Source organism: Streptomyces sp. NPDC104202, assembly GCF_055584185.1.
Window position 1 is genome coordinate 89,552 of the sequence record NZ_JBVJMN010000006.1, and the last position, 13,335, is coordinate 102,886.

A 13,335-nucleotide genomic window follows, 5' to 3' on the forward strand; every position below is an offset into this window, starting at 1 on the left:
CCCCGGCCCCGCACCAGCGGGACCGGGGGCGTTCGGCACGCTCAGGCGTCCCCGGGGAAGTGGCAGGCGACCTGACGGGCCTCGCCAGGGACCGCGACCCGCAGCGGCGGGGCCTCCGACCGGCAGATCTCCCGGGCCCTGGGGCAGCGCGGGTGGAAGGTGCAGCCCGGCGGAGGGGCGGCCGGGCTCGGCGGGTCGCCGAGCAGTGTGATCCGCTCCCGGGCCCGCTCCGCCGCGGGATCGGGCAGCGGCACGGCGGAGAGCAGCGCCCGGGTGTACGGGTGGGCGGGAGCCGCGTACACCCGCTCCTTGGCGCCGATCTCGACGATCCGGCCGAGGTACATCACGGCGACCCGGTCGCAGACCCGCTTCACCACCGACAGGTCGTGGGCGATGAACAGGTAGGCGAGCCCCAGTTCGCGCTGGAGCCGCTCCATCAGGTTGACGATCTGCGCCTGCACCGAGACGTCCAGGGCGGAGACCGGCTCGTCGGCGACGACCAGCCGCGGGCCGGTGGCCAGCGCGCGGGCGATGCCGATGCGCTGGGCCTGGCCTCCCGAGAACTCGTGGGGATAGCGGTCGACGTGCTCCGGGATGAGCCCGACCAGCTCCATCAGCTCGACGGCCCGGCGGCGGGCGTCCGCCTTCGAACTCCCGTGGACGAGCAGCGGATCGGAGATGATCCGCGCCACCGTCTGCCGGGGGTTGAGGGAGGAGTGCGGGTCCTGGAACACCATCTGGAGGTCCCGGCGGAGCGGCTTCAGCTCCCGCCGGGAGAGCCGTCCGAGGTCCCGCCCGTCGTACGTCAGGGTGCCGGCGGTCGGCTCCTGGAGCCGGACGATCGTGCGCCCGGTCGTCGACTTCCCGCAGCCGGACTCGCCGACGAGGCCGAGGGTCTCGCCGGCCGCCACGTCGAAGGAGACGCCGTCGACGGCCCGGACGGGCGCCGACCGGGCCCGTCGGCCGGGGAAGGTCACCGTCAGGTCCCGGACGCTGAGCAGGGGCGGAGCCGTGGTGGTCGTCGTCATGAGGGAACGCCTTCGTACGCGGGGAAGTGGCAGGCGGCGGGATGTCCGTCCGGGCCGTGCAGCCGCGGGCGTTCGCCCGTGCAGCGGGCCCGCTCGGCCGCGGAACCGGCGGCGGCGCGGGGGCAGCGGGGAGCGAACGCGCAGCCGGGCGACGGGTCGAGCAGGGAGGGCGGGCTGCCCGGGATCGCCCGCAGCGGGGCGTCGTCGGGGTCGTCGAGCCGGGGCAGCGAGTCGAGCAGGCCCCGGGTGTAGGGGTGGGCGGGGGAGGCGAACAGGGCATCCACCGGGGCCTGTTCCGCGCCCCGTCCGCCGTACATCACCAGGACGTCGTGGGCGACCCGGGCGACCACCCCCAGATCGTGCGTGATCATGACGACGGCGAGTCCCCGCTCCTCCTGGAGACGGGCGAGCAGCTCCAGGATCTGCGCCTGGACCGTGACGTCGAGCGCGGTCGTCGGCTCGTCGGCGATCAGCAGGTCCGGCTCGCAGGCCAGGGCCATGGCGATCATCACCCGCTGGCGCATGCCGCCCGAGAACTGGTGGGGGTACTCGCCGGCCCGGCGGCGCGGCTCGGGGATGCCGACCTCGCCGAGCGCCTCCACGGCCCGCCGGCGGGCGGCCCCGCGGCGGGAGCCGAAGTGGACCCGGTGGTGCTCGGCGATCTGCTCGCCGACGGTGTAGTACGGGTGCAGGCTGGACAGCGGGTCCTGGAAGATCATGGCCATCCTGCGGCCGCGGAGCCGGTTCAGCTCCCGCTCGGGCAGCCCGATCAGCTCCCGTCCGTCCAGGGAGACGGAGCCCGTGACCTCCGCGCCGGTGTGCAGGCCGAGGACGGCGAGCGAGGTGACGGACTTCCCGGACCCGGACTCGCCGACGATGCCGAGCGTGCGCCCGGCCCGTACGTCGAAGGAGAGGGAGTCGACCGCCCGGACGGGGCCGCGCCGGGTCGGGAAGACGACCGTCAGGTCACGGACCGACAGGAGGGGGGCGGAGGGGCCCATCAGTACCTCACTCGCGGGTCGACGACGGCGTACAGCAGGTCGACGACCAGGTTGGCGACGACGATGAAGGTGGCGGCGAGCAGGGTGACGCCGAGGATGACGGGCTGGTCGCCGGTGGACAGGGCCCCGTAGAAGAGGCGGCCGACGCCCGGCAGCCCGAAGAGGGACTCGGTGATCACCGCGCCGGCGAGCAGCCCGCCCAGGTCCATGCCGAAGATGGTCAGGATCGGCGTCAGGCCCGCGCGCAGCCCGTGCTTGACGACCACCGTGCGCCGGGGCAGGCCCTTGGCGCGTGCGGTGCGGATGTACGGCTCCGCCATGGACTCGATCATCGAGCCGCGGCTCTGCCGGGCGTACATCGCCGCGTACAGGACCGCGAGGGCGAGCCAGGGCAGCAGCAGGTTGGCGGCCCAGCCGACGGGGTCGGAGCCGAGCGGCACGTACTGGGGGTAGGGGAGCAGTCCGGCGACCCGGATGAGGCCGTAGATGAGGATCACCGAGGTGAAGTAGACGGGCAGCGAGGCGGCGGCGACCGCGCCGACCATGAGGGCCCGGTCGGTCAGCGTGTCCTTGCGCAGGGCGGCGGTGACCCCGGCGGCGAGCCCGAGCACCAGCCAGAGCGCGGCGGCGCCCACGGCGAGCGAGGCGGAGACCGGCAGCCGGTCCACCAGCAGGTCCCAGACGCCCTGGCTGTTCTCGTACGAGTAGCCCAGGCAGGGGAAGTCGCAGCGCAGGGCGTAGTCGCCGCCGCCCATGGTGCGGCCGGTGAAGACGCCGGTGACGAAGTCGGCGAACTGCCGCCACAGCGGGGCGTCCAGGCCCATGTGGGCGCGGATCGCCTCCAGGCGTTCGTCGCTGCACGCCTTGCCGCAGGCGGCGGCCGCCGGGTCGGAGGGGAGGACGTAGAAGAGGGTGAAGGTGACGGCGGCGATGGCCAGGAGGACGCCGAGGACGCCCAGGAGCCGTCGCCCGAGGTAGACGATCACGCGCCGCCGCCCCTCGGGTCCAGGACGTCGCGCAGCGCGTCCCCCAGCAGGGTGAAGGCGAGCACGGTGAGGAAGAGGCAGACGCTGGGGACGACGAAGTACATGGGGTCCGTGTCGTAGTAGGCGACGCTCTCGGCGATCATCTGGCCCCAGGACGGGGTGGGCGGGCGGACGCCGACGCCGAGGTAGCTGAGGGCGGCCTCGGTGGCGATCATGCCCGGGACGACCAGCGTCGTGTACGCGATGACCGGGCCGGCGACCCCCGGCAGGATGTCGCGGCCCAGGATGCGCCAGGGCCCCGAGCCGCCGACGCGGGCGGCGTCGACGTACTCGCGGTGCTTGAGCGACAGGGTCTGGCCCCGGACGACGCGGGCGATGCCGGGCCAGCCGAAGAGGCCGATGACCGCCGTCATGAGCGCGACGCGGTTGACGTCCCGCGCCACCGACATCATCGCGATCATGAAGATGAGGGAGGGGAAGGACATGGTGAGGTCCATCAGCCGGGACAGCACGGTGTCGGTGCGGCCGCCGAAGTAGCCGGCGGCGATGCCGGCCGCGGTGCCGGCGACGACGACGATCGCCGTCGCCCCGAAGGCGATGAGCAGGGACACCTGGGCGCCGTGCACGACCCGGGCGAACAGGTCGCGGCCGGTGACGGGTTCGACGCCGAGCCAGTGCTCGGCGGAGACGCCGCCGAGCGGCCCGATGGGCTGGCCGCCGAGGTAGGGGTCGACGGCGTTCTTGTCGAACTCCTCGGGGCCCCAGCCGCCCAGCCCGCCGATCAGCGGGGCGGCGACGGTGAGGAGGGCGAAGAACGCGACGACGGCGAGCGAGATCTTCACGGACGTCCGGCGGCGCAGCTCCGCGCGGACGAGCCGCCACGGTCCGCGGCCCGCCTCCGGGGCGGGAGCGGGGGCCGGGGAGCCGGCGGCCGCGGGGGGAGACGTGGTGGTCATGGGATTCTCCTCCGGTCCGCCCCTCCTCAGCCCGCGCTCCGGGCCGGGTCCTTGAGGCCGATCGCCCCGAAGTCGATCTGTCCGCCGAAGGAGGTGTGGCCGAAGGCGCCGGCGATGTTGGTGCCGAGCAGCAGCGGCTTGCGTTCGATCACGACGGGGGCGGTGGGTGCCTTGGCGAGGATGGCGCCGTCCAGCTCCTGCCACGCCCGGTTCGCCCGCGCGGCGTCGGTCATGGCGGCGATGGCGTCCATCCGCTGCATGGTGGCGTCGTCGCGGAAGAGGGAGTGGTTGCCGGAGTTGCCCTTCTCCTTGATGAAGCGGCCGTCGAAGACGAAGGGCAGGAAGGTCGAGCCGGAGGGGAAGTCGGGGCACCAGCCGGTGTAGACGAGGTCCGTGCGGTTCCTGGTGTCGCCGATCGTGTCGTAGAAGGCCGAGGGGTCGACGGTCTCGATGGTGACCTTGATCCCGGCCCGGCCGAGGGACTGCTGGATCGCCTCGCCCACCGACTTGTCGCCGTTGGAGACGGTGATGCTCGTCGCGAAGCCGCCGGCCCGGCCCGCCTCCTTCAGCAGCCGCTTCGCCTTCTCCACGTCGCCGGTGAGCGGGATGCCCAGGGTGTCGGGCTGCTTGCCGCCGAAGAGGGAGGCGGGCATGAGGGCGGTGGCCGGGTCGTTGAGGGCGGGGCCGCCGGAGGCGGTCAGGACGGCCTCGCGGTCCAGGGCGTACTGCACGGCCTTGCGGACCCGGACGTCGTCGAACGGCGCGCGGCCGGTGTGCATCTGCACCATCTCGGTGCAGCTGGTGGACTCGGCGAGGAGGCGCGCCCGGACGTCGGGCCGGGTGAGGACCTTGGGGGTGGACTCGGGGCGGAGCTTGTCCCAGGAGACGGCGGAGGCGTCGGCGCCGCCGGAGGCGATGAGACGGTCGTCGATCTGGTTGGCCTTGAGGCCCATGGTGACGACGATCCGGTCCGGGTAGGCCTTGCGGACGGTGTCGGTCCCCGGCGCCCAGTGCGGGTTGCGGACCAGGACGAGCCGCTTGTCCCGGGCGTACGACTCGATCTTGTACGGGCCGGAGGAGAAGGGGCGGTTGTCGTACTGGGGGCCCTTGTCCCGGGACCGCGGGACCGGCGAGAAGGTGGGCAGTGCGGTCGCGTAGGCGAACTCGGCGAAGGGCTTGCGCAGTTCGAAGACGATGGTGCGGGCGTCGGGGGTCTTCACGGAGTCGAGCCGGCGGCCCTTCGCGGGGCCCTGGTAGCCCTCGGCGCCGACCAGGTAGCGGGCCGCGTAGTCGGGGCCGCCGGGCAGGTCGGGCGAGAAGGAGCGCTCGACGTTGTACTTGACGTCCTGGGCGGTGATGGGCGTCCCGTCCTCGTACGTGAGCCCCTCCTTGAGGCGGAAGGTCCAGGTCCGCGCTCCGTTGGAGGAGGTCCCGAGGTCCTCGGCGAGGTCGGGCACCAGCTCCCCGCCCTGCGCGCCGGGGGCGGCCCGGTAGGTGAGGAGGGTGCGGTACAGCAGCCGGGTGCCGAAGCCCATGTCGCCCATGACCCAGTTGCGGGCGGGGTCGAGGTGGGTGAAGTCCTGGTTGGACAGGACGGTCAGCGTGCCGCCCCGCTGCGGGGTGCCGCCGACGGCCGCGCCGGCGTGGGAGAGCGCGGGGTTCTTCCGGTCCCCGGGCCGGTCGGCCTTCCCGCCGCGGGAACAGCCGGTCGAACCGAGGGCCAGGGTCGTCACCAGGGCGATGGCCACGGTGTACGTGCGCTTGTTCATGAGGGGTCACTCCGGGAGCAGCGGGTTCGGACAGCCGGTGACGGCTGGAATGTGACCTGTAACATAGTAATGTGAAATTGTACTGACAAGGTGCCGGTGGCTCCGTTATCCATCCGTGTCCGGAGGGTGGTGCGGCGGGCTCCACGCCGACTGCGATGCTCCCTCGCAGGGTCTTGGCAACTTCTGTGCCATGTGAAATATTACTGCCGTGCCCACGAGAAACACCTCGGACGTCCTCGTCATCGGCGCCGGCGTCGTCGGCGCGGCCTGTGCCCACTACGCCGCCCTCGCCGGCCTCACCGTCACCGTCGTCGACCGCGGTCCCGTCGCCGGCGGAACGACCGGAGCGGGCGAGGGGAACCTCCTGGTCTCCGACAAGGAGCCCGGACCCGAGCTCGAACTCGCGCTGCACGCCACCGCGTCGTGGCGCGAACTGGCCGGCCTGCTCCCGCCGCAGGTCGAGTACGAGGCCAAGGGGGGCCTCGTCGTCGCCTCGGGCGAGGCGGGCATGAAGGCCCTGCGGGAGTTCGCGGCCCGACAGGAGAAGGCGGGTGTCACCGCCCGGGAGGTGCCCGGGGAGCGGCTCCATGATCTGGAGCCGCACCTCGCTCCCGGACTCGCGGGGGGTTTCCACTATCCGCAGGACGCCCAGGTGATGCCCGCCCACGCCGCCGCCCAACTGCTGCGCCACGGCCGCGAACGGATCCTGCTGCGCCTCGGGGAGGAGGTCACCGGCCTGCTCACCGGACCGGCCGGCGATCTGCGCGGCGTCCGGACCACCGCCGGTGAGCTCTACGCCCCGTATGTCGTCAACGCCGCCGGAACCTGGAGCGGCGCGCTCGCCGAACTCGCCGGCGTCCACCTGCCCGTCCTGCCCCGCAGGGGCTTCGTCCTCGTCACCGAACCGCTGCCGCGCGTGGTCCGCCACAAGGTGTACGCCGCCGACTACGTCGCCGACGTCGCCAGCGGCTCCGCCGCGCTCCAGACCTCGGCGGTCGTCGAGGGCACCCCGGCCGGACCGGTCCTCATCGGCGCCAGCCGCGAACGCGTCGGATTCGACCGCAGCCTGTCCCCGGAGGTGCTGCGCCGCCTCGCCGCCGGGGCCACCGCCCTCTTCCCGGTCCTCGGCTCCGTCCGGGCGATGCGCACCTACCTCGGCTTCCGCCCCTACCTGCCCGACCACCTGCCCGCCATCGGACCCGACCCGCGCCTCCCCGGACTGCTGCACGCCTGCGGCCACGAGGGGGCCGGGATCGGGCTCGCCCCGGTGACCGGACAGATCGTCGCCGCCTGCCTGACCGGCGCCGAACCGCCCCTGGACATCCACCCGTTCCGGCCCGACCGGTTCACCCCGCCCGCGCCCTGAGGCACGCGCGCACCCCGACACGAGAGGAGGGCCCGTGGCCCGCACCCCCGCCGACCTCGTCGGCGCACAGCCCGATCCGCCGTTCCGGATCACCTTCGACGGCCGGCCGGTGACCGCCCTGCCGGGCCAGACCGTCGCCGCCGCCCTCTGGGGCGCCGGGATCCTCGCCTGGCGCACCACCCGCGAGGGCGGCCGCCCACGCGGCGCCTTCTGCGGCATCGGCCAGTGCTACGACTGTCTCGCGACCGTCAACGGCGAACCGAACCGCCGCGCCTGCCTGGTCCCCGCCCGCCCCGGCGACGCGATCACCACCCAGGAAGGACACGGCCATGGCCGCCTCGCCGTCTGACCGGGACGCCCCGGACGCGCCCGGCGCCCTCCACGACGTCGCCGTCGTCGGCGCGGGCTCCGCCGGACTCGCCGGAGCCGTGACCGCCGCCGGACTCGGCCTCTCCGTGGCCCTGATCGACGCCTCGCCCCAGGCCGGCGGCCAGTTCTACCGCCACCCGGCGCCCGCCCTGGGGGCCGTGCGCCCCGAGGCCCTCCACCACGACTGGTCCGCCTTCTCCGACCTGCGCCGCCGCCTGGCCCGGAGCGCCGTCGTCCACCTCTCCGGACACCACGTCTGGTCCGTCGTCCGCGAGGCCGACGGGACCTGGACGGTGCACGCGGTCACCGGCGCCGACGGCGCCGACGAACGGCCCGCCCGGGTGCGGGCCCGCGCCCTGCTCCTCGCCACCGGGGCGTACGAGCGCCAGCTGCCCTTCCCCGGCTGGACCCTCCCCGGCGTCGTGGGCGCCGGGGGAGCGCAGGCCATGCTCAAGTCCGGCCTCGTCCTGCCCGGCCGCCGGATCGTCGTGGCCGGCAGCGGCCCCCTGCTCCTCGCCGTCGCCTCCTCGCTCGCCGCCGCGGGCGCCCGCGTCCCGGCGGTCGTCGAGGCGGCCGGATACCTGCGGTACGCCCGTGCGCCCCGGGCCCTCGCCGCCAATCCCCGGAAGGCGGCGGAAGCCCTCGCGCACGGCGCCGCGCTGCTCCGCCACCGGGTCCGCGTCCTGCCCCGCAGCGCCGTCACCGAGGTCCACGGCACCGACCGCGTGGAGGCCGTGACCGTCGGCCGCCTGGACCGCGACTGGCGGCCCCTGCCCGGCACGGACCGCAGGATCGCCTGCGACGCGCTGGCCGTCGGACACGGACTCGTCCCGCAGATCGAGCTGGCCACCGCCGCCGGCTGCGCCACCCGGCCGCTGCCCGACGGGACGCTCGGCCTGGCCCTGGACGCCTCCCAGGAGAGCTCGGTGCCCGGACTGTGGGCGGCGGGGGAGACCGGCGGGGTCGGCGGCGCGGAACTCGCCCGGACCGAGGGTGAGCTGGCGGCCCGCGCGATCGCCGACCGCCTGCGCGCCCGCCCCGCGTCCGGCGCCCGGAGCGCCGTGCTGCGCCGCCGCCGGGACCGGATGCGCGTCTTCGCCGACGTGATGTCCGCGGCCCACGCCCCCGGCCACGGCTGGCCCGCGTGGCTGAGCGACGACACGGACGTCTGCCGGTGTGAGGAGGTCCCCGCGGGGCGGGTGCGCGAGGCGGTCGCCGACCTCGGCGCCCGCGACGCGCGGACCGTCAAGCTCCTCACCCGCGCCGGCATGGGCTGGTGTCAGGGGCGGATGTGCGGGACGGCCGTCGCCTGCCTCGCCGCGCGGGGCGCCGCGGCCGAACCCGTCGCCGAACGCCGCCCCTTGGCCGTGCCCGTCCCGCTCTCCGTGCTCGCCGGCCTGGAGGGGCCCGGTGCACCGGAGGGCCCGGCGGAGTCCGCCGGGCCGGGCGAGCCCGCCGCAGGAACCCCCTGACCCGCCCCTCCTGCGAGAGCCCCTGGGCTCTCTTCAGCCCTCTGTAAAATGTCACACACTACAGAAAGTGATCTCGACATGGCCACCACCACCTGGACCACCGACCGACCCTGGCGCGGCATCATGGTCGCCACCACCCTGCCCTTCCGCGAGGACCTCACGGTCGACCACGACGCCTACGCCGAGCACGTGGCCTGGCTGATCGCCCACGGCTGCGACGGGGTGGTCCCCAACGGGTCGCTCGGCGAGTACCAGACCCTCACCGACGAGGAGCGCGCCCGGGTCGTCCGCACCGCCGTCGAGGCCGCCGGCGACGGGGCCCGCGTGATGCCCGGCGTCTCCGCCTACGGCAGCGCCGAGTCCCGCCGGTGGGCCGAGCAGGCCGCGGAGGCCGGCGCCGGGTCCGTCCTCCTCCTGCCGCCCAACACCTACCGCGCCGAGCCGGCGGCCGTACGCGCCCACTACGCCGCGGTCGCCGGCGTCGGCATCCCGATCGTGGCGTACAACAACCCGATCGACACCAAGGTCGACCTCACCCCCGGGCTCCTGGCGAGCCTGTACGCCGACGGCAGCATCGTCGCGGTCAAGGAGTTCAGCGGCGACGTCCGCCGCGCCTACGAGATCGCCGAGCTCGCCCCCGAACTCGACCTGATCGTCGGCGCCGACGACGTCCTGCTCGAACTGGCCCTGGCCGGCGCGGTCGGCTGGATCGCCGGCTACCCCAACGCCCTCCCGGCGAGCTGCGCCGAGCTGTACCACGCCGCCGTCGCGGGAGACCTGGCCACGGCCGTGCCCCTCTACTCCTCCCTGCACTCCCTGCTCCGCTGGGACTCCAAGACCGAGTTCGTCCAGGCCATCAAGCTCTCGATGGACCTGGCCGGCCGCCCCGGCGGACCGACCCGCCCGCCGCGCCACCCGCTCACCGGGGCGATCGAGGCCGGAGTCCGCACCGCCACGGAGAAGGCCCTCGCCGACGGCCACCGCTGACACCGGCCCGCGCGGCACCCCGCAACCGAGCGCCGGGCGCGACCGGCACCGGTGCCGCGCGGCCCCCTTCCCGACCCGGACGCACCCCTCCCGGAGGCTCACTCCCGTGACCGACGCCTTTCCCCTCCTCACGTCCAGGAACCCGGCCGACCCGGCCGACGTCCTCCTGACGCTCCCCGCCCCCGGCGCCTTCGCGGTCGTCGACGCCGTCGAACGCGCCCGGGCCGCCCAGCCCGCCTGGCTGCGCGCCGGGGCGGCCGCCCGCTCCGCCGCCCTGGACGCGGTCGCCGACGGCATCGAGGCCGCCGCCGCCGAACTGGCCGCCCTCGCCGTGCGCGAGGTCGGCAAACCCCTCGCCGAGGCCCGGGCCGAGGTCGCCCGCACGGCCGCGATCTGGCGCTACTACGCCCAGGCCCCCTTCCTCCCCGTCGGCGCCGTCCACGAGACGGCCGCCGGCGCCGGGCTGCTGCTCACCCGCCGCCGCCCGCACGGCGTGGCCGGGCTCGTCACCCCGTGGAACTTCCCCTTCGCCATCCCGACCTGGAAGGCCGCCCCCGCGCTCGCGGCCGGGAACACGGTCGTCCTCAAGCCGGCCCCCGAGGCCACCGCGTGCGCCCGGCGCCTGGCCGGGATCGTCCGGGCCGCGGTGCCCGACGCGGTGTTCACGGTCCTGCCGGGCGGGGCCACCGAGGGCAACGCGCTCGTCTCCGCCGCCGACGTCGTCTCCTTCACCGGCTCCACCCCCGTCGGCCGGGCCGTCGCCCGGGCGGCCACCGCCCGCGGGATCCCGGCGCAGGCGGAGATGGGCGGGCTGAACGCGGCGCTCGTCCTGCCCGACGCCGACATCGGGCAGGCGGCGGCCCACATCGCCGCCTCGATCGCCGGCTTCGCCGGCCAGAAGTGCACCGCCACCAGCCGCGTCGTCGCCGTGGGGGCCGCGCTCGACCCGCTGCGCGAGGCGCTCTGCGAGGCGCTGCGGGCCGTCCCCGTCGGCGACCCCGCCGACCCCTCCACGGTGTGCGGGCCGCTCGTCCACGAGGCCGCCCGCGACCGGGTGTCCGAGGCGACCCGGGGCCTGTCCGTCCTCGCCGGCGGCACCGTGCCCGACCGGCCCGGCTGGTTCGCCGCCCCCACCCTGGTCGAGAAGGTCTCCCCGGGCCACCCGCTGCTGCGCGAGGAGGTCTTCGGTCCCGTCGCCTCCCTGATCGCCGCCGACGACCTGGCGCACGCGGTCCGGATCACCAACTCCGTGCCGTACGGGCTGGTCACCTCCGTCCACACGGCCGACCTGAACACCGCGCTGCACGGTCTGGACCTGCTCGACACCGGCATGGTCCGGATCAACGCCCCGTCCACCGGCGTCGACTTCCACCTGCCGTTCGGCGGAGCCAAGGCGTCGAGCCACGGACCGCGCGAGCAGGGCGCCGCCGCCCTGGAGTTCTACACCTCGGAGCGGACGTACACCCTGGCACCGGCGGGCCCCGGGGCGTGACATCGTACGGTGGTGATGTCGAACGGACCGAAGGGATCACCACCGTCATGGGGCACCTGACCCAGCGCGACCTCAACGCCTCCCGCGAGCGGCTGCGCGACCAGGTCGCCCACGCCCTGCGGGCCGCCCTGATCTCGGGCGAGCTGCGGCCCGGGGTGGTCTACTCGGCGCCCACGCTCGCCGAGGACTTCGGGATCTCCGCCACCCCGGTCCGCGAGGCGATGCTCGACCTCGCCCGCGAGGGCCTGGTCGAGCCCGTCCGCAACAAGGGGTTCCGGGTCACCGAGGTCGACGAGCGCGACCTCGACCAGTACACCGAGATCCGTGCGCTCGTCGAGATCCCCACCGTCGGCAGGGTCACCCGCGTCGCCGCCCGCGCGGACCTGGAGGCGCTCCGCCCCGTCGCCGAGGACATCGTCCGCGCCGCCCGCGACCACGACCTCATCGGCTACCTGGAGGCCGACCGTCGCTTCCACCTGACGCTCCTCGGCCTCGCCGGCAACGCGCGCCTCGTCGAGACCGTCGGTGACCTGCGCAAACGCTCCCGGCTCTACGGCCTCACCGCCCTCGACGAGAGCGGCGACCTCCTCCCCTCGGCCGAGGAGCACCTCGAACTCCTCGACCTCATGCTCGCCGGCGACGCCCAGGGCGCGGAGGCGTGCATGACCCGTCACCTCGGGCACGTCCGCTCCCTGTGGGCGAAGGGCGACGGCCCGGCCGCGGGCTGAGCCCGGGGAGCCACGCGGCCCCGTCGGCCACGAGAGCCGAACCAATCGGGCGAAAGGTCCGATGTGGCAGGATGCGGATCATGAGTTCGAGTTCGACGGCACTGACACGGCAATGGACCACCTGGGGGCCGGTGGTGGCGGCGCTTGCGCTCGTCGCGGCGTGGGGCCGCGACCTGCCGGGCTTCGTCGTGGGGCTCATCGCGCTCTGTCTGGTCGGTGCCGTCCTCGCCGCCGTGCACCACGCGGAGGTCATCGCGCACCGGGTCGGCGAACCCTACGGCTCGCTCGTCCTCGCGGTGGCCGTCACCGTCATCGAGGTCGGCCTCATCGTCGCCCTCATGGTGGGCGGCGGGGAGAAGACCGCGACGTACGCGCGGGACACCGTCTTCGCCGCCGTCATGATCACGTGCAACGGCATCGTCGGCCTCTCGCTCCTCGTCGCCGCCCTGCGCAACCGCGTCGCCGTCTTCAACGCCGAGGGCTCCGGGGGCGCGCTCGCGACCGTCTGCACCCTCGCCGTCATGACGCTCGTGCTGCCCACCTTCACCACCAGCCACCCCGGCCCCGAGTTCTCCCCCGCGCAGCTCGCCTTCGCCGCCGTCGCCTCGCTCTGTCTGTACGGGGTGTTCGTCGGCGTCCAGACCGTCCGCCACCGCGACTACTTCCTGCCGGTGCCCCGCCCCGGCGAGGAGTCGTCCGACGACCACGCCGATCCGCCGACCCCGCGGGAGACCTGGGCCAGCCTGGGCCTCCTCCTCGTCGCCCTGATCGCCGTCGTCGGCAACGCCAAGCTCATCTCGCCCACCATCGAGGACGGCGTCCAGTCCGCGGGCATGCCCAAGGCGGTCGTCGGTGTCGCGATCGCCCTGATGGTCCTGCTCCCCGAGACGCTCGCGGCCGTCCGCGCCGCGCGCCGCGACCGCATGCAGACCAGCCTCAACCTCGCGTACGGCTCCGCGATCGCCAGCATCGGCCTGACGATTCCGGCGATCGCGCTCGCGTCGATCTGGCTGTCCGGGCCCCTGGTGCTCGGTCTGGGACCGCTCCACATGGTCCTGCTCGCCCTCACCGGTGTGGTGAGCGCGCTGACCGTGGTGCCCGGACGGGCCACCCTCCTCCAGGGCGGCGTCCATCTGGTGATCTTCGCCGCCTTCGTCTTCCTCTCGATCACCCCGTGACGG

The 13,335-nt window shown here is 74.7% G+C and carries 12 protein-coding genes; 7 read left to right on the top strand and 5 right to left on the bottom strand.

The window, feature by feature from the left end; all coding sequences use genetic code 11:
• Window positions 1-41 precede the first annotated feature (41 nt).
• From ACZ60W_RS06310 to ACZ60W_RS06330, 5 genes are read right to left on the bottom strand one after another with little or no spacing between them, the layout of a single operon-like run.
• Window positions 42-1,028, bottom strand: coding sequence for an ABC transporter ATP-binding protein (locus ACZ60W_RS06310; RefSeq protein WP_469754201.1), 987 nt, complete (start codon window positions 1,026-1,028; stop codon window positions 42-44).
• Window positions 1,025-2,029, bottom strand: a complete 1,005-nt coding sequence (locus tag ACZ60W_RS06315) for an ABC transporter ATP-binding protein (RefSeq protein ID WP_469754202.1) — start codon at window positions 2,027-2,029, stop codon at window positions 1,025-1,027. The genes ACZ60W_RS06310 and ACZ60W_RS06315 overlap by 4 nt, the downstream gene beginning before the upstream one ends.
• The gene (locus ACZ60W_RS06320) at window positions 2,029-3,015 is read right to left on the bottom strand and encodes an ABC transporter permease (protein ID WP_469754203.1); all 987 of its coding nucleotides are present in this window, start codon (window positions 3,013-3,015) and stop codon (window positions 2,029-2,031) included. The genes ACZ60W_RS06315 and ACZ60W_RS06320 overlap by 1 nt, the downstream gene beginning before the upstream one ends.
• Window positions 3,012-3,971, bottom strand: coding sequence for an ABC transporter permease (locus ACZ60W_RS06325; RefSeq protein ID WP_469754204.1), 960 nt, complete (start codon window positions 3,969-3,971; stop codon window positions 3,012-3,014). The genes ACZ60W_RS06320 and ACZ60W_RS06325 overlap by 4 nt, the downstream gene beginning before the upstream one ends.
• A 26-nt stretch (window positions 3,972-3,997) precedes the next feature.
• Window positions 3,998-5,740 (bottom strand): ABC transporter substrate-binding protein, encoded by a 1,743-nt coding sequence (locus ACZ60W_RS06330; RefSeq protein WP_469754205.1) that lies wholly within the window; start codon window positions 5,738-5,740, stop codon window positions 3,998-4,000.
• Window positions 5,741-5,948: 208 nt separating this feature from the next.
• On the opposite strand from ACZ60W_RS06330, the gene ACZ60W_RS06335 reads away from it, so the two are divergent.
• The 7 genes from ACZ60W_RS06335 (at window position 5,949) to ACZ60W_RS06365 (ending at window position 13,332) form a co-directional block, all read left to right on the top strand.
• The gene (locus ACZ60W_RS06335) at window positions 5,949-7,106 is read left to right on the top strand and encodes an NAD(P)/FAD-dependent oxidoreductase (protein ID WP_469754206.1); all 1,158 of its coding nucleotides are present in this window, start codon (window positions 5,949-5,951) and stop codon (window positions 7,104-7,106) included.
• 34 nt (window positions 7,107-7,140) lie between these two features.
• Window positions 7,141-7,455, top strand: coding sequence for a (2Fe-2S)-binding protein (locus tag ACZ60W_RS06340; protein WP_469754207.1), 315 nt, complete (start codon window positions 7,141-7,143; stop codon window positions 7,453-7,455).
• Window positions 7,436-8,947, top strand: coding sequence for an FAD-dependent oxidoreductase (locus tag ACZ60W_RS06345; RefSeq protein WP_469754208.1), 1,512 nt, complete (start codon window positions 7,436-7,438; stop codon window positions 8,945-8,947). The genes ACZ60W_RS06340 and ACZ60W_RS06345 overlap by 20 nt, the downstream gene beginning before the upstream one ends.
• 78 nt (window positions 8,948-9,025) lie before the next feature.
• Window positions 9,026-9,934: a dihydrodipicolinate synthase family protein gene (locus ACZ60W_RS06350; RefSeq protein WP_469754209.1), complete on the top strand. Its 909-nt coding sequence runs from the start codon at window positions 9,026-9,028 to the stop codon at window positions 9,932-9,934.
• Between the two features lie 106 nt (window positions 9,935-10,040).
• A complete protein-coding gene (locus ACZ60W_RS06355) occupies window positions 10,041-11,426 on the top strand; it encodes an aldehyde dehydrogenase family protein (RefSeq protein WP_469754210.1) in 1,386 nt (461 codons plus the stop codon).
• Window positions 11,427-11,473: 47 nt separating this feature from the next.
• On the top strand, window positions 11,474-12,154 hold the full coding sequence (locus ACZ60W_RS06360; RefSeq protein WP_469754211.1) for a GntR family transcriptional regulator: 681 nt from the start codon (window positions 11,474-11,476) through the stop codon (window positions 12,152-12,154).
• Between the two features lie 80 nt (window positions 12,155-12,234).
• The gene (locus ACZ60W_RS06365) at window positions 12,235-13,332 is read left to right on the top strand and encodes a calcium:cation antiporter (RefSeq protein WP_469754212.1); all 1,098 of its coding nucleotides are present in this window, start codon (window positions 12,235-12,237) and stop codon (window positions 13,330-13,332) included.
• The last annotated feature ends 3 nt before the right edge of the window (window positions 13,333-13,335 follow it).